Raw genomic sequence first — 22,102 nt, forward strand, 5'->3', positions numbered from 1 at the left:
TCTATAGGTGCCCAGATTAAGAATGTATTACTGTCAAATAAGTAAAAAATTGGTGTATAATAAGAGGAAAATTAATATTAATATCTTTGGAGGTAATCATGAAAAATTTAAAAAGATTATTTTTAAGTGCAGGTCTTGCATTAGCAGTTGGTCTTTCAATAACTGCTTGTGGAAATAAGACAGAAAATGCTGAATCTAATTCAGAAACAAAATCAACTGTTGCTCAGGTAGAAAAAGCTGGTGTAACTGAAGAAAAACCTATTTTGGTCGACAAAGAAAAAAAGACAGTTACAGTTTTGGCAAAGGTAAATGGGAAATATTTCGATCAGGGTACTAGACATGCTTTGGTGTTTAAAGATGGGAAATTTGGAGACAAGCCAATTCTTATTTCGTTGGCAGATCAAAACACATTCTATAATAGTTTAATAGAAATCGGCGCAAAGCCAGGTAACAATATGACTCCTGAAAACGCAGAAAAAACTCAGGTTGAAGGTGATAAAATCAACGTTACTGTTACATGGGATGGGGCTGAAAAAGATTACGATATCAATGAAGTTGTAAAGGATAGTAATGGTAAAAAAATAGATATGAGATTTGGTGGCAATCAGGAAAGAGCAAAAGGCAAGAATACAGGCTGTCTTGCATGCTTGGATAGTTGCCCAGTTGGTATAGTTTCAAATCATACATATGCTTATGGAGCAGTTGAAAAGAGAATGGAGGCATCATTCTCAGGAAACTCTGAGGTGCTTCCAGCTGATGGTACATATGTAGCGGTGACATTTGCACTTGCTCAGTAATATCGAGATGAATTTGGAGAAGATGGGAAGAATACTGTTTTATCTTGTCTGTGGATTCTTTTTAGGCATACTGGTAGACTATCTTGTTACACTTAGCGTTTGGTTGGAAATGAGAGTACATTTAAATCAGATAGTTGTGGCATTTTCTTTAATTGGTGGTGTTGTAGGATTCTTTTACAAGAAGATAAGGTATGCAGTATTTTTTATTATTGAGATATTGACGTTAATAGTAGCAATGCTGCTTGGAAAAGTTGGATTGTTTTTTTACTATATAAAAGAGATTTTTTATTTGGAAACAGGAGTTGAAAATATTAAAATACCGACACTATTGATACTCTTTATTATCAATGCTCTGTTTTTTGTATTCTATCTAGTGAGTAAGAGGCAGAAGCGATAAAATTAGGTGTTTATTAGTGTACTTTGATAGTAAGAAATAATAATTGATTAGTCGTTTACGTAAAAATAGTTATCACATTTTGGAAAGATATCGATAAATGTGGTAACTTTTTTTACTTTTTTTTTATTAATCATCTATCTTTTTTAACAAAATATTCAAATTTTGAAATCATCAACATATATTTTTATATTATTTAGTTTGTGGTATAATAGTAAAGACAGCTTATTTGAGGTAAAGATTATTTTATGGTTTACCATGTGGTAAACTACTAGAAAATATTTAAAATAAATATGAGGTGTAAAGATGATCAAATTTAAAAGTAGCAAATTAAAACAAGGAATATTAAAAAACTATATTGAAAAAATTGATCCTTTCTATATGGAAAATGAAGTTACAGAAGAAATGATGGAAAAATTTGAGTTGCTAGATTTGAATGATTTGGAAATTGATGATTTAAGCGGTATTGAGTATGCAAGAAATATTAGACTTCTATATATAGCAAATAATAATATTGAGGATATATCGCCTCTTGAAAAATGTTCAAAATTGGAAATCTTGGATTTTCACAAAAATAAAATTTCGGATATTTGGCCATTGGAAAAGTTGAGAAGACTGGAATATTTAAATATTTCATACAATAATATAACAGATGTTATGGCATTAAATGATATACCGAATATAGATAGTATCAATATTAGAGGAAATGCTATTGAGAACAAATTACCTCTAAGGCATATAAGATTTGTCAAAAAATAAAAAACTGGAAGGGTAACAATATGGGAAAGTTAAGCACTTATGAGTTAGGTGAAGGCATTAGCCTTGCTCTTATAAAAAATAATAAATTTAAATCCAATATTATTTCTATTTATTTTATAAAAAATTTGGATAGAGATGACGTTACACAGGTTTCGCTTTTGTCCAATATCATGTCTTCAGGGTGCATGAAGTACAAGAGCGTGAAAGAAATCTCAACTAGAATGGATGAATTATACGGGATGTCAATGACGAGCGGTGTTTATAAAATAGGAGAAAAATCTCTCTCATATTTTAAATTTTTGAGTATATCAGATAGATATTTGGAGAAACCAATTTTGAATGATGTAGTGGAGTTTGTAAATGATATTGTGTTTAACCCACTAATCATTGATGGTGAGATAAATCCAGATATGTTAGAGATTGAGAAAATGAACCTTGTAGATGAGATTCAATCAAAAATTAATGATAAAAAGACCTATGCGTTGATTAAATGCATAGAGAATATGTGTGACGGTGAACCCTATTCGATTGAAAGAAGTGGTTATATTGATGATTTGGATGCAATAACTTCAAAGGATTTGTATGATACATACAAAAGCTTGATATCGACATCAAAGGTTCTGGTTACGGTTGAGGGTGACATTGATATAGATAACGCTAAGACTATTGTTGAGAAGAACTTTAATTTTAAGAGAGCAAATGTTGTCGACATAAACAGAGAAAAGTTTGATATTATACCGAAAGAAGTTAGATATATTTCTGAAGATTTGGGAACTAATCAAGGAAAGCTTGTAATTGGATATAGAACACGAGTAGATTACAAAAATTTTAAAGAGTACTATAGTTTGATTGTAGGAAATAGTATCTTTGGTGGAGGGCCACATTCCAAGCTATTTAACAATGTGAGAGAAAAAGAAAGCATCTGTTATTATGTATCATCAAGCATCGAGAAATCAAAGGGACTGATGATAGTTAATTCAGGAATAGATGTAGATAATTACGAGAAAGCACTAGTATTGATAGATAGAGAATTTGAATCGGTTTGCAAGGGAGAGTTTACAGATATGGAAATGGATAATGCGAAAAAGAGTATTGTCAATTCTCTAAAATCATCTTGTGATTCTATTTCAGGAGAGAGTGAATTTTTCTGCAATCAATTTATTAGCCAAACAAACCTTGATTTGGATGAAATAATTTATTTTGTGGAAAATACAAGTAGAGAAGATATCGTAAACGTCATGAATAAAATAAGGAAAGATACTGTGTATTTTCTAAAATAGAGATGGATATAGATTGGAGGTTATATGGAAAAAATATATAACGATAGCATTAATGAAGAGCTGTTTTCTGAGGTATTAGAAAATGGATTGGAAGTTTATTATCTGCCAAAGAAGGGATTCGAGAGTAAATACGCAATATTAGGTGTTAATTTCGGATCAAATGACTTGGAGTTTATTTCAATAGAAGATGGAAGTAGAGTGAGAGTAAATGAAGGTATTGCACATTTTCTAGAGCACAAGATGTTTGAACAGCCTGATGGAAAAAATGCCTTTGATAAATTTTCAAAGCTAGGAGCAAGTGCAAATGCGTTTACAAGCTTCAATATGACTGCATATCTTTTTTCGGCAACTGAAAATTTTTATGAGTCTTTGGAGCATTTGATTAGCTATGTTCAAACACCGTACTACACTGATGAAAATGTCGAGAAAGAAAAAGGAATTATTGCACAGGAAATAAAGATGTATGAGGATGATCCAGAATGGAATGTTTATTTCAACTGTCTAAAGGCTATGTATTCAAAGCATCATACTAATATTGATATCGCTGGAAGTGTTGAAAGTATTTATAAAATAACTCCTGACGAGCTATATAAATGTTATAATACATTCTACAATCCTGCCAATATGAAATTATTTGTAGTAGGTGATTTGGATTTTGAAAAAATAATCAAGGTTGTAAAAAAATCCAATAACGTTGAGGCTCTTTTTTCAAAGGACATAAAGAGATTTATGGATGAAGAGCCACAGGAGATAAATAAAAAAATTATTGAGCAGGAATTTACGGTGTCGTTGCCGATGTTTTATTTTGGATACAAGGATTCGAGCAAAATAGTATTACCTGATGAATCATTGTTTAGAGAGGTTGTTACTGATATACTTTTTGACATTATTTTTTCTGAAAGTGCACAGCTTCATGAAAATCTATATAATAGTGGCTTGATAATAGGCACAATAAATGGTGGTTATACATCAAATCTGGATTATTCATATGCTGTCGTTACTGGGACTTCAAAGGATCCTTACCGAGTAAAGAAAATCATAGATGAATATATTGATGATTTAAGAAAAAATGGGATTGATGAGATAGAATTCGATCTTAATAAAAGAAAAAAAATCGGAGGATTTTTGAAGTCATTTGATTCCATACCATTTATTGCCAATAACTTTTTGAGATATAAGTTTAAAGGGATTAACTTTTTAGATTACTTAGATGTTCTTAACAAGGTTCAAAAAAGTGATGTCGAAAAGCGCTTAAATGAATTTTTTATTGAAGAGCAAAGCGTAATTTCGATCGTAAAACAAAAGAAAGATGGCAAATAATATGCAAATGAAGTGGGGGGATTTTTTTGAATAGAGTTGCTTTTTCAATTTTTGGAATAGATGTCATGTGGTATGGGATATTGATTGCTATTGGAATGATGTTGGCTATAGTAATATCGTCTAGAGAGGCGAAGAGAGTCGGTTTTGATGAGAATAGCGTAGTTGATCTTTCAATCTTCTTACTCCCGCTTTCGATTATAGGTGCAAGGCTGTACTATGTTATATTTAACTGGGACTTATACTCTCAAGATTTATCTCAGATAATTAATACAAGAGGTGGAGGTCTAGCCATTCATGGTGGTATAATCGTGGGAATAATCGTCACGTTTTTATATACGAAGCTTAAAAAAATAAATTTCCTTAAGTTTTCTGATGTTATAGTATTGGGATTACCACTTGCTCAAGCGATAGGCAGATGGGGGAATTTTATTAATCAAGAGGCACATGGTGGACCAACAGATCTACCATGGGGAATAATTGTAGAAGGTCAAAAAGTTCATCCTACTTTTTTATATGAATCGATATGGAATCTTATGATATTCGCATTGATATTTTACAAAATGAAAAACAAAGAATACGATGGACAATTGCTTGCATATTATTTAGTTCTATATTCTTTGGGGCGTTTCTTTATTGAAGGATTGAGGACTGATTCATTAATGCTTGGGCCTCTTAGAGTAGCTCAGGTGATAAGTTTACTTGGAATAGCTTGTGGATTGATTGTTCATTTGATTTTAAAGAAAAGAGGCAAAGATGGAATTTAATCATGTTTCTGTATTATTGGACGAATGTATTGAAAACTTAAAAATAAAGCCAGACGGAGTTTACGTTGACTGTACTATGGGAGGGGCAGGACATAGTAGGGAAATTGCAAAGAGAATTACTGGCGATGGTAAACTGATATGCTTTGACCAAGATATAAACGCAATAAATGTGGCGAGAGAGCGATTGGCTGAATTTGGCGATAAAGTGATATTGGTTCACAGTAATTTCGAGAACATTAAGGATGAACTGGCAAAGATAGATATTTTTGAAATCGATGGTGTTTTAGCTGATTTGGGAGTATCATCTCATCAACTTGATGAGCCTATTAGAGGCTTTTCATACATGAATGACGCACCACTAGACATGAGGATGGATGATAGAAATTCGATTTCGGCATGGAATATTGTCAATGAATATTCTGAGGAGGATTTGCACAGAATAATTAGAGATTATGGTGAGGAAAACTGGTCGAAAAGAATTTCAAAATTTATTGTGGACTATAGGAAGGAAAAAAATATTGATACTACTTATGAACTAGTTGACATAATAAAAAAGGCAATTCCTCAGAAAGCCAGACAAAATGGGCCTCATCCTGCTAAGAGGACATTTCAAGCTATAAGAATAGAGGTAAATAATGAATTGGGAGTTATAAACACTCTTATTGAGGACGCAGTTTCATTATTGCGTAATGGAGGAAGAATATGTATTATTACATTTCATTCTTTGGAGGATAGGATTGTGAAAAACCAATTCAAATATTTGTATCAGGATTGTATATGTTCGCCTGATTTGCCATTTTGTGTTTGCAATAAAAAAAGAGAAATAGAAATAATAACAAAAAAGCCTATACTCCCTTCTGACTATGAGGTTGAGATCAATCCAAGATCGAGAAGTGCGAAATTAAGGGTAGCGGAAAAACTGTAAAGCTGTTATTATATAATTTGGAAAAATTGTGGGTAGCCATAAATTTTAGGAGGAAAGAATGAAGAGTTTAACTGTAGCGGAGATAGTCGATTCCACCGCCGGAAATTTAATGTCACAATGTGAAGTTGACACCTTGGATAATATAGTTATTGACAGTAGGGATGCAGGGGAAAAATCAATGTTCGTTGCTATTATTGGCGAAACACTTGATGGACATTGTTTTGTTGAACCAGCACATGAAAATGGTTGTAGAACTTTTCTAATAAGTTCTGCGAAAAACCTACCTGAAAAAGTATTAAAAGATTCAAACATTATTTTGGTGGAAAACACTGAGCTTGCTCTTGGAAAAATATCAAAATATTATTTGAGTAAATTTGATGTAAAAGTTATAGGTATTACCGGAAGTGTCGGAAAAACAACTACAAGAGATTTTGTTTATTCTGTAGTTTCTAATAAATACTGTTCAATAAAGAATGAAAAAAACTTTAACAATCAATTTGGTGTACCACTGACCATATTCAATATTAATAATAAGCATGAAGTAGCGGTTATTGAAATGGGAATGTGCGGCTTTGGTGAAATAGACTACTTGGCGGAGATTACCAGACCACAAATAGCAGTAATATCAAATATTGGTCTATCTCATATTCAGAGTCTCGGATCGCAAGAGGGAATTTTTAAGGCTAAAATGGAGATATCAAACTACTTTGATGAAGGATCTGTTTTAATAGTAAACGGTGATGATGAGTTTTTGTCAAATGTTTATAGAGATAGCAAGCTTGACAAAAATAAGTATAAATTTGAGGTTCAATCCTTTGGAAAATTGCCAACGAATACGATTTATTTGAAAGAATATAAGGTTCTAGAGAATAAAGCCACAACATTTATCGTAAAAATTGAGGGAATTAAGGAAGATTTGGAATTTACTATTCCAACTATTGGAGAACATAATTTATACAATGCTCTTTCTGCGATTCTTGTCGGTATAAAAATGGGAATGAGTGTTGATGAAATTAGAGAAGGATTTAAGAATTTTATTCCAACGAAAGACAGACAGGACATATTAAGTACTGACAACTTTACTATAATCAACGATGTGTACAATGCCAGTCCAGATTCCATGATAGCCTCCTTGAGAGTATTGTCAATGTATGACGATAAAAGAAGAGTGGCAATTCTTGGAGATTGCCTTGAGATGGGGGATTTTGCTGAGCTTGGTCATAGAAAAATTGGATTTGCAGCGATTGGAAAAGCAGATATTGTGATTACAGTTGGTGACAAATCACAGTTTATTGGAATTGAGGCAAAGGAAAAAGGCTTTGATCTTAGCAATGTATACCATTTTGAATCAAAGCTGGAATTGTTTGAAGAGTTAAGGACTATATTAGAAAAAGATGATGTTATTCTTGTAAAGGCATCAAGAGGGATGAAGTTTGAAGAAATTGTAGAGTACTTAAAGGAGGGAATAGATGATTAGTTTAAAGGTTTTGACGGTAACATCTATTATGTCATTTTTGCTTGTAATTGTTGTTGGCCCAGTGCTTATACCAGTTTTGCACAAGTTTAAATTTGGACAGACTGTTAGAGATGATGGACCACAATCACACTTAAAGAAAAATGGAACTCCTACAATGGGTGGATTGATGATTATTATTTCAATACTTCTTGTCAGTTTGATTAGAGTTGGATTTAGTAATGAAATTTTGATGGCATTATTGTGTATGTTTGGTTTTGGCTTGATTGGTTTTCTTGATGATTTCATAATTATTAAACGAAAAAGATCATTGGGGCTAACTCCAAAGCAGAAAATTGTATTACAGGTTGTTCTATCATTTGTGTTGGCTTATTATAGATATGTAACCATCGGTGATGGGACTCAGTTTATTGTTCCTTTCTTAAATACTGGAATCAATATCGGTATAATATATATTCCGATAGTAATGGTGGCGATTATAGGTACAGTAAATGCTGTGAATTTGACTGATGGTCTTGATGGATTGGCTAGTGGTATAACATCTGTGGTTTCTGTATTTTTTATTTTATTTGCATCAGTGATTGCAAATAATTTTGAGATTTCCCAAATGGGAGCAGCTACTTTGGGTGCTTGTGTTGGTTTTTTATGTTTTAATGTTAATCCTGCAAAAATTTTCATGGGAGATACTGGTTCAATGGCACTGGGTGGTGCTGTTGCAGCTTTTGCTCTTTTTACAAATACAGTGCTTGTCATTCCAATCGTTGGAGGTATTTATTTCGCTGAGGCACTATCAGTGATGATTCAGGTTGGATATTACAAGAGAACGAAGAAGAGAATTTTTAAAATGGCTCCTTTACATCATCATTATGAGCAGTCAGGATGGCCGGAAACAAAGGTTGTTTTCGTATTTTGGATTGTGGCAATTATACTTGCTTGGATTGGTATTGTTGCGATGTTTTAAAGATAAGAATTATAGATATTTATTTTGACTGTTAAAAATTTGTAAAGTAAACCACATTAGTAAGTGTAATATGAATGTGGTTTGCTTTTTTTATTTTGATAAATTGTTTTTATATAAAAATAAATAGTGAATTCTGAAAATACTATTGTTTTTTTATTATATATATGGTATCTTTCAAATAAAGATATATAAAGCTAAAAATAACTTAGTATAATTGATCTGAGCAGGTTATAAGTAATTGTAAGGAGGTATTTTTATGAAGTATATAAATAAAAAAAGGATTTTCAATTATGAATAAAAAATTTAATATAAGTTTGGCAATACTACAAATAATCACTGGTATTCTTGGAGCAGTGGTTTTTGTTAAAGGCATATTAAATCATGGAGAATTAACAATGACTATTATGTCATTAATTTTGATGGTGCTTGGATTGATTCTTGGATTTAAAGGTCTCTATAATATAAAAAAACATTAAAATAGCAAGTGGCTAATGTCTATTTGGATATTGGGTACTCGTTATTTTATAGAGATTTTTCCAATTGAGTTCGCAAAGTGTGCGAAATAATAAATCCCATTTTATAAGAAATCTTTAGATAATTAGATTTTTCGCATGTGAAATAATTTTGTAACTATGAAAGAACACAGGAAGTTGAAATATACTTAAATTTTATTGGAAAGTTTGAAATGCAAAAAAAAGAATCTACAAAAGAAGGACTTGAGGAATTGGAAAAGGTAAGGGAAAAGTGATAAAATTAAAAATTGACTACTATAAAATATAGTGATATAATTTATAGTAGTTTTTTATTTGGAGGAATAATGATATGTCAACAATAGATTTAATAGTTTTAGGAATGATTAAAGAAAAAGAACAAAGTGCGTATGATTTGCAAAAGAATGTTGAGTATAGAAATATTTCTAAATGGGTTAAAGTTAGCACTCCATCGATTTATAAAAAAGTAATTCAGTTAGAAGAAAAGGGATATATAACAGGCAATTTGTCAAGAGAAGGGAATATGCCAGAAAAGTCAATTTATCGTATTACGGAAGATGGAGAAAAGTATTTTCTTGAGCTTATGAAGAAAATATCCACTCAAATGGTCAATGTTTTTTTAGATTTTAATGCAGTTATTATCAATATGGCAATGCTATCAAAAAATGAAGGTAAAGATATTATAGATAATATTGAAACAGAGATTGACAAGTACAAAAATGCAGTTAGCAAGTTAGAGATGGAAAGAGAAAATATTCCTGTTTGTGCCAAATCTATCTTAAACCAACAAGCGTTGCTATCAGAAGCATTGAACGATTGGATAAATGATTTTAGAGAGCTATATTTAGAGGAGTGATTTTTGAATTGGTAAATATAGGTGAAGAGAGAGAGCTACTAAAGGAATTAAGAGAGATAACGAAAAATAAGGAGAATTGGAAAACAGCTATTGATGAAGTTTCTATTTATTTGAATGAAAATCATTCTGATGATGTGAAAGCAAAGGTCTTATGGCTTCTTGGAGAAATGGGATTACATCATCCCTTAGAAGTAAAAAAATATGTTGTAGATATTGCAAGTTACTTAGATAATTATTGCCCAAAATTAAGAGAGCGTTCAGTAAATGCACTTGGAAGAGTAGGTAGAGCAGATAAGTATTTGATTGTTCCATATTTAGATAAAATAATGGAAATGAGAAAAGATAATGTAGATGAAGTAAGACTTGCATTCGTTTGGGCTTGTGAAAATATTGCAACAAATGCTCCGGAATTGTTTTGTAAAAAACTTGATTTATTTTATGAAATGATACAAGACAAAGGAGAGAGAGTTCGTATAGAAGCACCGGAAATGTTTCGAGTAATGGGGAAAAGAAAACCGCAGTATGTAAAACCATATTTAGAAAAATTACAATGGTTTGTAGATAATGACACAAACCCTGTTGTTCGTATTCATAGTGCCGGTGCAATTCGTATTACCAAAAGAGCATTAAAGGAGAGTGACAGTAATGCCGCAGATGACTAAAGGAGGGAAATATATTTTTGGTTGGTCAAAGATAGGAGAAAATGGAGAAATTGTATTTCCAACAATGGTGGTAAAAGAATATAAGTTAAAAGAAGAAACCTATATTTATATTGTTTCAGGAAGCAAACAAACAGGCGGGTTCTGTGTTATGACAGAATCGTTGCTTTCAAATTCAAAACTCAAAAATATATTAGAAGAAAATCCAAGTTTAGCAAAGAGAAGTTTGAGGGAGGGAGAGCTCATTTCCTATAAGGGAAGAAAATATGGATGGCTTACATTAAAAGAAAATTCTATTCATCTTTCAGCCCCGTTAATGAAAGACTTGGAAATAAAAGTCGGAGATAGGCTTTTATCTATTCGTAGCAGTAATATTGCTTTTACAATGGGGGCAAGGGGAAGTTTAATAGATAAAGCAAATAAGTATAATGGGAAGATTGAGATGTATTAAAAGTAAAGTAAATGAAGTTCTTTATGTAAACGGGAAAAATCGCACCTGAAAGTGAAGAAGTATACAAAGCCTATTGAAAGATAACAAAACATAAAAAATATCTTTAGAGAAAGCAAGAATTTTATCAGATTTTTATAAATCAGTCTCATTTAGTTTTCCTGCTTTTTCGGATGATTCGAAATTTTTATCATCAAATCTAAATATTATTTAATCTTAATTTCACGAGAATCCCAATAATATAAGAAAGATTTAAATTAATTAGTATTTATGATATAATTAATATGTAAATTTTGAATGAATTTTACTTATAAATTGAAATAGAGGTGAAATAATTGTTTGGAGAAAACAAAGTATTGGTAGTTGGTTTGGCCAAATCAGGACTTGCTTCAGTCAAGTATTTATTGGAATGTGGAGCAAAAGTAATAGTATGTGATTCAAAGCCTGAGGAGATATTAGCAGATACGGTGGCGGATTTAAAAAAGCTTTCAAACATTGAGCTTATCATAGGAAGAAATCCAAATTACGATGAAATCAGAGATGTTGATTTTATCGTTGTATCTCCTGGCGTTCCTCTGGAGCTGGATTTCTTGGTTAAGTCAAAGGAAAATGGAAAGAAAATAATAAGTGAAATAGAGCTGGCATATAATGTTGGGTTGGAAAAAAATATTTCTTTTGTTGGTATTACTGGAACAAATGGAAAGACAACGACAACTTCCATTATGGGAGAAGTATGTAAGGCGGCAGGTATGGAAACATATGTTGTCGGAAACATAGGTAATCCAGCTATTGAAGCAGTAAAGAATGCCGGTAAAGGTGCCTATCTAGTGACAGAGCTATCAAGCTTCCAGTTGGAGAGTATTGAAAAATTCAAGCCGGTGGTTTCGACTGTTTTAAATCTTACTGAAGATCATTTGAATAGACATCACACGATGGAAAACTATGCGAGTGCAAAGGCAAGGATATTTGAAAATCAGACAAAAAATGAAATTTGTGTTCTAAATTATGACGATTCCATCACGAAGAAAATGGCTACTGACAACAATTCAAAAATTATGTTTTTCTCTAGAAAGAATAGAGTTGAAAATGGAGTATTCTTAAATGAGAAAAATGAAATAATATTCTCAGATGACGGTTGTGAAGAATATTTTATGAATGCAGAAGACTTGAGCCTACCTGGTGGACATAATGTCGAAAATTGTATGGCTGTGATTTGTATGTCTTTGGCAATTGGAATAGAAAAGGATGTAATAATAGATGTATTAAAAAACTTTAAGGCCGTTGAACATAGATTAGAATATGTTGATACAATCAATGGTATTGATTTTGTAAATGATTCAAAGGGAACTAATCCTGATTCTACTATTAAGGCTGTTCAATCGTACAAATCTCCAATAATTTTGATTGCAGGTGGGTATGACAAAAATAGCGATTTTAATGAATTGTTTGAAATTGCAAAAATAAATGTGAGAAGTGTACTTGTCTTGGGGCAAACTGCAGAACTAATTGAAACTACGGCGAGAAACCATGGGATAAAAGAAGTTATCAGAGTATCTACAATAAAGGAAGCTGTTGAGAAATCAATTGAAATAGCAAACGAAAAGGATGTTGTACTTCTATCTCCGGCTTGTGCTAGTTGGGGAATGTACAACAACTACGAAGAACGTGGAAATGATTTTAAAGAATGTGTTAGAAAATTGAGAGGGTAGTAAGATGAAGGTAATTTTATCTGGAGGCGGAACTGGTGGACATGTTTATCCAGCGATTGCCATTGCAAATAAAATCAAGGAGGAACACCCTGATTCAGAAATAATTTTTGTAGGTACAAAGATGGGAATAGAATCAGAAATCGTTCCGAAATACGGTTACGAGATCAAATTTATTGAAGTCAAGGGCTTTAAGAGAAAGATAGACTTTGAAAATGTCAAGAGAGTATTTATGTTTTTGAAATCCTTGACAGATTCAAAGAAAATAATAAAGGATTTTAAACCAGATTTGGTAATAGGAACAGGTGGATATGTAAGTGGGTCAATAGTATTAAAAGCCAGCAAAATGGGAATAAAAACCTGTATTCACGAACAGAACTCTTTTCCAGGTATAACAAATAAAATGTTATCAAAAAATGTTGATTTTGTATTGACGAGTTTCGAGGATTCTCATAAAAGATTTCCAAAAGAAGCTCAAGATAAATTATTTATCACTGGAAATCCTGTTAGAGGAGAGATTCTAACAGCAAGGAGAGATGAATCTAGAAAAATATTGGGTATTCCATCTGATAAAAAGATGTTGCTTGTAGCTGGAGGAAGCGGAGGCTCTGAGGAAATCAACGATGCATTGAAAAATACGATAACAAAGCTAGTTGAAAGGGATATAGCATTCACCATTGCCACTGGAAAAGCATACTACGATAAATTTATAGATGAACATAAGGACATTGAATATAAATCCTACCAAAAAATAGTGCCTTATCTTGATGATATGGCAAATAATTTGGCTGCCTGCGACATTGTAATAGGTAGTGCTGGTGCAATTTCCATGGCTGAAATGACTGCAGTTGGAGTTCCGGCTATAATAGTGCCAAAAGCGTACACTGCAGAAAATCATCAGGAGTACAATGCAAGGAGTCTAGAAAATGCTGGTGGAGGCATCTGCATAACTGAATCAGAGCTAAACGCAGACAGGCTTGATAGTGAAATATTCGAATTGCTAGGCGATGATGAAAAGCTGAAAAAAATGTCACAAGCGAGCAAATTATTCGGAAAAAGAGATGCAATTGACTTAATATACAAAAAAATTCAAAAAGAATGCATTTTCTTGCAAAAAAATTAAAAAATACCTTGCAATAAGTGTGTTTTTTAGGATATTATAGAATAGATAGAATATTATTTTTTGAAAAGAGTATATTAGTGATTGTTGAGTAAAATTGATAATAGACTTTTTGATTATATATATTAGTGCGAATGGAGGTTTAAAAATGTTAAACTTTGTAGAGGAAAGTACAAACTCTGCCAATATTAAGGTAATTGGAGTTGGAGGCGGAGGAAATAATGCTGTAAATGTTATGATTAGCTCTGGAGTAAGAGGAGTTGAGTACATAGCAGTAAATACCGACAAACAAGCCTTAGATAATTCTAAAGCGGAAAATACATTACAAATTGGAACCAAATTGACAAAGGGTTTGGGTGCTGGTGCGAATCCAGAAAAAGGAAAAAAAGCGGCAGAGGAGTCTGCTGATGAAATTTCAAAAGCGATTGAAGGTGCAGATATGGTGTTTGTCACTGCCGGAATGGGTGGTGGAACTGGTACTGGGGCAGCTCCAGTTATCGCTCAAATTGCAAAGAATGCGGGCGCTTTGACTGTTGCTGTTGTGACCAAGCCATTCTCTTTTGAAGGTAGAGTTAGAATGAACAAAGCCGAAGAAGGAATAGCAGAGCTAAAAAAGAACGTTGATACTTTGATAACAATACCAAATGATAAAATCCTTCAGATAATAGAAAAGAGAACTTCTATAACTGATGCTTTATCAAAGGCGGATGATATACTAAAACAAGGTATACAGTCTATTTCTGGTCTAATTTCAGAGGCTGCGTTAATAAATCTTGACTTTGCAGATGTTGAGGCTGTAATGAAAGATCAGGGACTAGCTCATATGGGTATGGGTACTGCTTCTGGGGAAGACAGAGCAATTGTTGCTGCTAAACAGGCGATTGAGTCTCCATTACTTGAAACTACAATAGATGGTGCCAAGGGAGTTCTTATTAATGTGACTGGTGGAAGCGATCTTGGTTTGCTAGAAGTAAGTGAAGCTACTGATATTATTAGACAGAAATGTGATCCAGATGCCATGATCATTTTCGGTGCTGCAACTAGGGATGACTTCGGAGACGAAATTGTGATAACTGTTGTTGCAACGGGATTACAGGATGCATCGGATGATTTTTTTAATACTCCACAGTTGAGAAGACAGCCGGTTTCTTCTACTCCAAAATATAACGAAATTCCGAGAGTTAGTGATACTCCTAAGGTTGAGACAGTAACTCCTGCAGAAGAAACTTTTGCCAACAGCTTTGACGACAATGTCACTGCTGGAGATGACGATATGGTTATTCCGACTTTTTTAAGAAGAAAGAAATAAATATCTATATAAACAAAATAGGCTCAACTAATGTTGAGCCTATTTTGTTCGGTGATTTTGGAAGGAGATGAATTTATGCTTTGTCCGTTTTGTGAATGTAAAGAATCAAAGGTATTAGACTCAAGACATATAGATGCGACCTCAATCAGACGAAGAAGGGAATGCGAAAAGTGTAGAAAGAGATTTACTACATATGAAAAGATAGAGCTGATACCTGTTATGGTTATAAAAAAAGATGGAAGTAGAGAGTCATTTGATAGAGATAAAATTAAATATGGACTTATAAGATCTTGTGAAAAACGACCAGTTCCAGTTTCTAAGATCGATGCAATTGTTGATGAAATCGAATCAGAAATCAACAAGAAATGTATTGATGAGATTGAAACTACAAAGATAGGTGAAATGGTTATGGATAGATTGAAGGATGTCGATGAAGTCGCATATGTTAGATTTGCATCTGTATATAGACAGTTCAAGGATTTAAATACATTTGTAAACGAGTTAGAAAACATACTAAAGGAAAGAAGTCGTGACGATGAAAAGTAGTAGTGTAAATAACAGTGGATTTTTTGATATATTCTCGTCTGGGGAATATGACAGTTCAAAATATTTGTACTCAGATATAAATGGGGTTTCAGTGGCAATTACCAAGAGAAAATACGATGCGAAAAATGATGCCGATATGAAAATGGTTTGTGATGAGCTAGGCTTTAATTTTGAAAAGCTAACTTATAACAATCAAATTCATTCTTCAATAATCAGAAAAATAGATGCGTCAAATATTTCTGAAATAGAAGACGCAGATGCATTGATAACAGATTTGAGGAATGTTCCATTGGTTGTTTTTACGGCAGATTGTGTCCCCGTTGTGATTATCGATGAGAAAAATTCTGCTGGAATAGCTCACGCAGGCTGGAGAGGAACCTATGGAAATATAGCGGTTAAAGCCATTGATGAGATGATAAAGCACTATAATTCAAAGCTTTCGAGCTTAAAGGTTATAATTGGACCATGTATAAGTGAAAAATCTTATAACGTCGGTTATGAATTGATAGAAAAATTTTCATCGATGCTTGAAGAAAATGGAGTTATTGTTGATGACGGCAACAAATTCTACTCCGAAGTCGATGGAGTTTACTATTTGAATTTGGCTCAGGTAAACAGATTGTTGTTGGTCAACAGAGGGGTTAATCCTGAAAATATTCTTGAGGCAAATATTTGTACTGCTTTGGATGACGGTTTCTACTCTTATAGAAAAGATTCAAAGACATCTAAGAGAATAGGTACAATTGTTGAAATTAGAGAGGAAGTGTAAAATTGAATAATGAAAATAGAGCAATAGTGGCTGTTGTTGGGAGACCAAATGTTGGAAAGTCCACTATATTTAATAAGCTGACTGGAAAGAAAATATCTATCGTTGAAGATACTCCAGGTGTTACAAGGGATAGGATTTTTGGAGAGGTTGAATGGCTGAATAAGTATTTTACAATTATCGACACTGGTGGTATTGAGCCAGAATCTGATGATGTAATAATATCGCAGATGAGAAATCAGGCGCTGCTAGCGATTGACATGGCACATGTTATTCTATTTATTGTAGATGGAAAGGGAGGACTGACTGCTGCCGATAAGGAAGTAGCTGAAATTCTAAGAAAGACAAACAAACCAGTCATATTAGTAGTAAATAAGATTGATTCTATGAGTCAGTTTGATAACATTTACGATTTTTACGAATTGGGGTTGGGCACTCCTTTTGCAATTTCCGGTGCAAATAGTATGGGGCTTGGCGATTTGTTAGATGAAGTCGTGCTAAACTTCCCAGAAGGCGTAAATACGGAATATGATGAAGATATAATAAGAGTTGCTATTACAGGTAAACCGAATGCTGGAAAAAGCTCAATATTAAACAATATTCTAGGTGAAGACAGAGTAATCGTGTCACCGATAGCAGGAACGACTAGAGATGCGATAGACACGTACTTTGAAAGCGGAGAAAATAAGTTTCTTTTAATAGATACGGCTGGTATAAGAAGAAAAAGCAAGGTATACGAGAATGTGGAAAGATTCTCTGTAATAAGATCTATGAGTGCAGTCGATAGAGCTGATGTCGTTCTGATTGTAATAGATGCAACTGAAGGTGTTACTGAGCAGGATACAAAAATTGCAGGTATTGCGCATGATGAAGGTAAGGGCTGTGTTTTTGTAGTCAATAAGTGGGACCTAATAGAAAAAGACAATAAAACTATGGGTAACTTTAAAATGAGCATAAGGGAAAAATTCCCATTCATGAGTTATGCTCCGATTGTTTTTGTTTCTGCTGTAACAAATCAGAGGATTAAAAAGATACTTGAAACAGTGGTAGAGGTATCTTATGAGCAAAACAGAAGAGTAACTACCTCTGTACTGAATGAAGTAATTGGAGAAGCAGTAATGTTAAATCAGCCACCGTCTGATAAAGGTAGAAGGTTGAAGATATATTATGGCACACAAACAGGTGTAAAGCCTCCAACATTTACTCTATTTATCAACGATATAGAATTGACACATTTTTCATATACAAGATATTTGGAAAATAGATTAAGAGAAAATTTTGGGTTTGAAGGAACATCAATAAAGATCGAGTATAAGCAAAAAAGAAGATAGGTAGGAGGATTAACTATGATTGGCTATATTTCTTTTATAGTAATATCGTATTTGCTGGGAAATATTTCTAGCTCCTACTTTATCAGTAGGTTTGTTTTTAATACGGATATAAGAACCATGGGATCAAAAAATCCTGGAACTACAAATGCATTTAGAGTATTTGGCAAAAGAGCAGGGTTCTTAACTTTTATAGGTGATTTTTTGAAGGGAACAATTGCTGTGCTAATCTCAACATATCTTGCCAATAGATTCAATTTTGATGCCAATTTGGCGAGATATATCGCCGCAATTTCTGTGGTCTGTGGTCATGATTGGCCGATATTTTTAAGGTTCAAGGGTGGGAAAGGCGTTGCAACCACATATGGTGCTATGCTGGTGATTGCACCACTACAGACTGTTGCAAGTGGTTTGTTCTTTTTCATCTCGCTGTTTACAACAAAATATGTTTCGTTGTCGTCAATGCTGTCAATAATGCTATTTCCAATATTGATGTTCACTGTAAAGGATCTGAGTGGTCTATGGGTTTGCTTAATTCTTTCAGCAATGGTAGTATATAGACATAAATCAAATGTACTAAGATTGATAAACGGCACAGAACCGAAAGCTGGGTTGGGTTCTAAGAAAAAAAATACTGAGAGTGGTGAATTATAAAGCCTGCTAAATTTATAGAAGGAGAGGTACTGAAATGAGAAAAGTTTGTGTTCTTGGAGCAGGTAGTTGGGGGACTGCCTTGTCGATGGTTTTGGAAAAGAATGGATATGATGTCTGCTTATGGACTAGAAGGGAAGAGCAGTGTGACGAAATTAATATAAGACATACGAATGAAAAATACCTGGATGGAATAGTATTAGGTGAAAAAATCAAATCCACAACGAATATTCTCGATGCCATAAAAGATGCAAAATTAATAGTTTTGGCAGTGCCTTCTCAAAAAATTAGAGAGATATGTAGAAAAATTTGTGATGATATTGATCGAGAGCAAATAATTGTAAACGTGGCGAAAGGAATTGAATCAAATACAGGAAAGAGGATTTCTGAAATTTGCTTGGAAGAAATGCCGAATAACAAATATTGTATGTTATCGGGTCCCTCTCATGCAGAGGAAGTATCAAGAAACATTCCGACTGCCGTAGTAGTCGCTGCAGATGAACTCGAAATATCACAGAGAGTTCAGGACTACTTTATGAATGAGTTTTTTAGGGTTTATACAAATGATGATTTGATTGGAGTTGAGCTAGCAGGGGCGACAAAGAATATTATCGCTTTTGGAGCAGGGATACTAGATGGTATAGAGTTTGGCGATAATTCCAAGGCGGCTTTGATGACGAGAGGGCTTACCGAAATAAGTAGATTTGGAGTGGCTCTAGGCGCAGATTTATCCACATTTTCAGGCCTTGCTGGCATAGGTGATTTAATTGTTACTTGTACAAGTATGCATTCTAGAAATAGAAGAGCTGGTATACTGATAGGAGAAGGCTTAACCGTTGAAGATACCGAGGAAAAAATCAATATGGTCGTTGAAGGTATAACAGCTACGAGAGCCGTTTTTAAGAAAGCAAAGCAGCTTGGTATTGAGATGCCGATAACTGAATGTATTTATCGTGTATTAAATGGAGAAATTGATCCGAAAACTGGAGTTACGGAATTGATGACAAGGTCAAAAAAGCACGAAAATGAATTTATTTTCAAGATTTAACCCTAAAATTCAATAAAAAACTCTGATATATGAATTATTTTTCAAAATAATAGATACAAGAATAGAAGTTTTTGTTATAATATTATATATGTGAGTTTATGCTTATTTTCATTTTTGAAGAAAGTATAAAATATTAATAAACTATTGTGTGGTGATTGGATGAATATCGATTTATTTGATAATATAGAGAATGTTAAATCAAAAATTGAAAATGCTTCAAAGAGAGTGGGCAGAGATTCAAAAGAAGTCTTGTTATTAGCTGTGACAAAAACTGTTGATACTGATATCATCAATGAGGCTATATCTATGGGGATAGTAGCTGTGGGTGAGAATAAGCCTCAAGAGTTAACAAGAAAATTTGATGAAATTGGACCGATAGTTAAATGGCATCAGATAGGAACCTTACAGACCAACAAAGTTAAATATATTATTGAAAAGGTGGATTTGATTCATTCATTGGATAGATTTGTGTTGGCTGAAGAAATTGAAAAGAGGGCATCTGCTATTGATAGGGAAGTAGAGTGTCTGGTTCAAGTCAATATTTCTGGAGAAGAGTCAAAGCATGGCTTACCAAAGGAAGAGGCAATAGATTTTATTAGAAGCTGTTCTGAAAAATATCATAGAATAAAGATAGTTGGTCTTATGACGATGGCACCATTTGACGCATCTGAAGCTGGGATTAGAGATGTTTTTTCTGAGCTGAAAAAGCTATCAGAAGATATTTCAGTTCTCAATTTTGAGAATGTGGAGATGAGAGAGCTATCTATGGGAATGAGCAATGACTTTGAGATAGCCATTGAAGAAGGTGCGACAATCGTTAGAGTTGGATCGATGATTTTTGGAGATAGAAAATATTAGAGTTATTCATAAATAATACAATTTAAATTTAGAGATTAATTGCTGGGAGGTAAATTATGGCAGGTTTTAAGGATAGAATGGGAAAACTGAAAAATTGGATGATTATCGATGACGATAATACGGAAGAATATGAAGCGTATGATGATGGATATGATGAGTACGATGAATATGACGATGGATATGATGATTATGATGAATCATTAGACAGTTCGTATTCATCTGTTTCTGCAAGCTCGATATCAGAGTATCATGGTCACAATCAGATGAAAGTTGTCATCGTTGAACCAAAGCTTTATGATGATGCTGCTGTTATAGCTGATCATTTAAAGATGAAAAAGACTGTTATCGTAAACTTGGAAAAAATGACACAATCAGAAACAAAAAAATCTATTTTTAATTTTATGAATGGTGCTGTCTATGTATTAGATGGAAACATTCAGAGAGTAAATAAGTCGATTTTTATTTTGGCGCCAAAAAATGTAGATGTAGACTCAAACATGAAAACAGAATTGGAAAGTAAGGCGACATTTCCTTGGCAGAAATAAGTTGTGAGTAGATAGGGGACAAATAATATGGAAGTCTTAAAAATAGCACTTATAAAACTTATTGACATAATAATTTGGGTAGTTATTGCGAAATCAATATTATCTTGGTTTCCTGGAACACAGGATAGCAAGTTTTACAGAGTATTGGATGATTTTACCAGTCCGATTGAAATACCTGTGAGGAAGATTTTTGGGCGATTTATGACAGGGCCACTAGATTTTACTCCAATGGTCGTTATAATAGTTCTAATGATAATATCTAGATTAGTGTATATGTTCTTATAGATAAGTGGTTAATTATGGATAAACAAAAAGTAACATCTTTTATCAGAGATGAGGACCTAAAGATCAAGATGTATCATATCGTCGATTTGTGTAATTTGGTTTCGAAAAAGCACATACCTAAAAATACAGACTTTCTGAATCCTTTTGAAGTGAAGACCGCAGTTTCTATAATTAATTCCGAACCTGATTTGAAATATACTGTAGATGGTGGTTATCCTGGTTGTGAAAGAGCTATTATTCATATTTTTCCTTATTATTGTGATATGGATAGTGTTGGTGCAGGGTTGCGTTTTTTAGAGATAAAAAATAACGATAAATTTGGCTCTGCAAATCATAGAGACTATATGGGAGCTTTATTGAGCTTGGGGATAAGGCGAGAAAAAATAGGTGATATTTTAGTTCATGAAAACTATTGTCAAATTGTTGTTGATGAAGAAATTTGTGATTTTTTATTATACAACTTTAAAAAAGTAAAAAAATCCAACGTTGATGTTAGAGAGATACATAGGGAATTAGTTGAAATTCCTCAACAAAATTACAAGGAAAGTTCAGTTTCCGTTTCTTCACTGAGAATTGATAGCGTTGTTGCATCTGCATATAACCTTTCTCGGAGTGAGTCTATTAAATTAGTCAATTCCGAATTGATTCAGGTAAACTATGAGAAGATTACTCAACCGTCGTTTCAAGTGGAGGAAAACTCAGTTGTATCTGTGAGGGGATACGGAAAGTTTTTGATTAAAGAGCTTGGTGGAATTTCAAAAAAAGGAAAATTTAGATTATCAATTAGTAAGTATTTGTAAATTTTTATAGTT

25 protein-coding genes are annotated in these 22,102 nt (G+C 33.2%); all 25 read left to right on the forward strand.

The genetic code is table 11. The features are described 5' to 3' along the window. The first annotated feature begins 98 nt into the window (after positions 1–98). The 25 genes from FYJ71_RS02635 (at position 99) to FYJ71_RS02755 (ending at position 22,090) form a co-directional block, all read left to right on the forward strand. Positions 99–797 (forward strand): YdjY domain-containing protein, encoded by a 699-nt coding sequence (locus FYJ71_RS02635; protein ID WP_154537243.1) that lies wholly within the window; start codon positions 99–101, stop codon positions 795–797. 7 nt (positions 798–804) lie between these two features. Beyond that, positions 805–1,194 carry a hypothetical protein gene (locus tag FYJ71_RS02640; RefSeq protein ID WP_154537244.1) on the forward strand — a complete coding sequence of 130 codons (390 nt, stop codon included), beginning with the start codon at positions 805–807 and terminating at the stop codon, positions 1,192–1,194. Positions 1,195–1,497: 303 nt separating this feature from the next. After that, entirely contained in the window at positions 1,498–1,950 is a 453-nt protein-coding gene (locus FYJ71_RS02645; RefSeq protein ID WP_154537245.1) for a leucine-rich repeat domain-containing protein, read from the forward strand. Between the two features lie 20 nt (positions 1,951–1,970). Further along, a complete protein-coding gene (gene yfmF, locus FYJ71_RS02650) occupies positions 1,971–3,230 on the forward strand; it encodes an EF-P 5-aminopentanol modification-associated protein YfmF (protein ID WP_154537246.1) in 1,260 nt (419 codons plus the stop codon). A 24-nt stretch (positions 3,231–3,254) separates the two neighbouring features. Next, entirely contained in the window at positions 3,255–4,550 is a 1,296-nt protein-coding gene (yfmH, locus tag FYJ71_RS02655) for an EF-P 5-aminopentanol modification-associated protein YfmH (RefSeq protein ID WP_154537247.1), read from the forward strand. A 26-nt stretch (positions 4,551–4,576) separates the two neighbouring features. Continuing rightward, a complete protein-coding gene (gene lgt / locus FYJ71_RS02660; RefSeq protein ID WP_154537248.1) occupies positions 4,577–5,314 on the forward strand; it encodes a prolipoprotein diacylglyceryl transferase in 738 nt (245 codons plus the stop codon). Beyond that, a complete protein-coding gene (gene rsmH, locus FYJ71_RS02665) occupies positions 5,304–6,239 on the forward strand; it encodes a 16S rRNA (cytosine(1402)-N(4))-methyltransferase RsmH (protein ID WP_154537249.1) in 936 nt (311 codons plus the stop codon). Before lgt ends, rsmH begins: the two co-directional genes overlap by 11 nt. Before the next feature lie 58 nt (positions 6,240–6,297). Beyond that, a complete protein-coding gene (locus FYJ71_RS02670; protein ID WP_154537250.1) occupies positions 6,298–7,716 on the forward strand; it encodes a UDP-N-acetylmuramoyl-tripeptide--D-alanyl-D-alanine ligase in 1,419 nt (472 codons plus the stop codon). Beyond that, positions 7,709–8,674 (forward strand): phospho-N-acetylmuramoyl-pentapeptide-transferase, encoded by a 966-nt coding sequence (mraY, locus tag FYJ71_RS02675; RefSeq protein WP_154537251.1) that lies wholly within the window; start codon positions 7,709–7,711, stop codon positions 8,672–8,674. Before FYJ71_RS02670 ends, mraY begins: the two co-directional genes overlap by 8 nt. Positions 8,675–8,964: 290 nt before the next feature. Then, a complete protein-coding gene (locus FYJ71_RS02680) occupies positions 8,965–9,150 on the forward strand; it encodes a hypothetical protein (RefSeq protein WP_154537252.1) in 186 nt (61 codons plus the stop codon). 346 nt (positions 9,151–9,496) lie between these two features. Continuing rightward, the gene (locus FYJ71_RS02685; RefSeq protein ID WP_154537253.1) at positions 9,497–10,021 is read left to right on the forward strand and encodes a PadR family transcriptional regulator; all 525 of its coding nucleotides are present in this window, start codon (positions 9,497–9,499) and stop codon (positions 10,019–10,021) included. Positions 10,022–10,029: 8 nt separating this feature from the next. Then, positions 10,030–10,683, forward strand: a complete 654-nt coding sequence (locus FYJ71_RS02690) for a HEAT repeat domain-containing protein (RefSeq protein WP_154537254.1) — start codon at positions 10,030–10,032, stop codon at positions 10,681–10,683. Further along, positions 10,667–11,131, forward strand: a complete 465-nt coding sequence (locus FYJ71_RS02695; RefSeq protein ID WP_154537255.1) for a hypothetical protein — start codon at positions 10,667–10,669, stop codon at positions 11,129–11,131. The genes FYJ71_RS02690 and FYJ71_RS02695 overlap by 17 nt, the downstream gene beginning before the upstream one ends. 332 nt (positions 11,132–11,463) lie before the next feature. Further along, positions 11,464–12,837: a UDP-N-acetylmuramoyl-L-alanine--D-glutamate ligase gene (gene murD / locus FYJ71_RS02700; RefSeq protein WP_154537256.1), complete on the forward strand. Its 1,374-nt coding sequence runs from the start codon at positions 11,464–11,466 to the stop codon at positions 12,835–12,837. A 4-nt stretch (positions 12,838–12,841) separates the two neighbouring features. After that, positions 12,842–13,957 (forward strand): undecaprenyldiphospho-muramoylpentapeptide beta-N-acetylglucosaminyltransferase, encoded by a 1,116-nt coding sequence (murG, locus tag FYJ71_RS02705; protein ID WP_154537257.1) that lies wholly within the window; start codon positions 12,842–12,844, stop codon positions 13,955–13,957. A 145-nt stretch (positions 13,958–14,102) separates the two neighbouring features. After that, positions 14,103–15,263, forward strand: coding sequence for a cell division protein FtsZ (gene ftsZ, locus FYJ71_RS02710; protein WP_154537258.1), 1,161 nt, complete (start codon positions 14,103–14,105; stop codon positions 15,261–15,263). A 75-nt stretch (positions 15,264–15,338) separates the two neighbouring features. Beyond that, the gene (gene nrdR / locus FYJ71_RS02715) at positions 15,339–15,809 is read left to right on the forward strand and encodes a transcriptional regulator NrdR (RefSeq protein ID WP_091992550.1); all 471 of its coding nucleotides are present in this window, start codon (positions 15,339–15,341) and stop codon (positions 15,807–15,809) included. Next, a complete protein-coding gene (gene pgeF / locus FYJ71_RS02720; RefSeq protein WP_154537259.1) occupies positions 15,799–16,578 on the forward strand; it encodes a peptidoglycan editing factor PgeF in 780 nt (259 codons plus the stop codon). The genes nrdR and pgeF overlap by 11 nt, the downstream gene beginning before the upstream one ends. Before the next feature lie 2 nt (positions 16,579–16,580). Next, the gene (gene der, locus FYJ71_RS02725) at positions 16,581–17,906 is read left to right on the forward strand and encodes a ribosome biogenesis GTPase Der (RefSeq protein WP_154537260.1); all 1,326 of its coding nucleotides are present in this window, start codon (positions 16,581–16,583) and stop codon (positions 17,904–17,906) included. Positions 17,907–17,921: 15 nt separating this feature from the next. Next, on the forward strand, positions 17,922–18,557 hold the full coding sequence (plsY, locus tag FYJ71_RS02730) for a glycerol-3-phosphate 1-O-acyltransferase PlsY (protein WP_154537261.1): 636 nt from the start codon (positions 17,922–17,924) through the stop codon (positions 18,555–18,557). Positions 18,558–18,591: 34 nt separating this feature from the next. After that, positions 18,592–19,602: an NAD(P)H-dependent glycerol-3-phosphate dehydrogenase gene (locus FYJ71_RS02735; RefSeq protein ID WP_154537262.1), complete on the forward strand. Its 1,011-nt coding sequence runs from the start codon at positions 18,592–18,594 to the stop codon at positions 19,600–19,602. 159 nt (positions 19,603–19,761) lie between these two features. Beyond that, positions 19,762–20,460, forward strand: coding sequence for a YggS family pyridoxal phosphate-dependent enzyme (locus FYJ71_RS02740; protein ID WP_154537263.1), 699 nt, complete (start codon positions 19,762–19,764; stop codon positions 20,458–20,460). A 56-nt stretch (positions 20,461–20,516) separates the two neighbouring features. After that, positions 20,517–21,005: a cell division protein SepF gene (locus FYJ71_RS02745; RefSeq protein ID WP_154537264.1), complete on the forward strand. Its 489-nt coding sequence runs from the start codon at positions 20,517–20,519 to the stop codon at positions 21,003–21,005. 27 nt (positions 21,006–21,032) lie between these two features. Beyond that, a complete protein-coding gene (locus tag FYJ71_RS02750; protein WP_154537265.1) occupies positions 21,033–21,290 on the forward strand; it encodes a YggT family protein in 258 nt (85 codons plus the stop codon). Positions 21,291–21,304: 14 nt separating this feature from the next. Beyond that, positions 21,305–22,090, forward strand: coding sequence for a YlmH family RNA-binding protein (locus FYJ71_RS02755; protein ID WP_154537266.1), 786 nt, complete (start codon positions 21,305–21,307; stop codon positions 22,088–22,090). The last annotated feature ends 12 nt before the right edge of the window (positions 22,091–22,102 follow it).

The organism is Peptostreptococcus porci (genome assembly GCF_009695815.1).
GTDB lineage: Bacteria > Bacillota > Clostridia > Peptostreptococcales > Peptostreptococcaceae > Peptostreptococcus > Peptostreptococcus porci.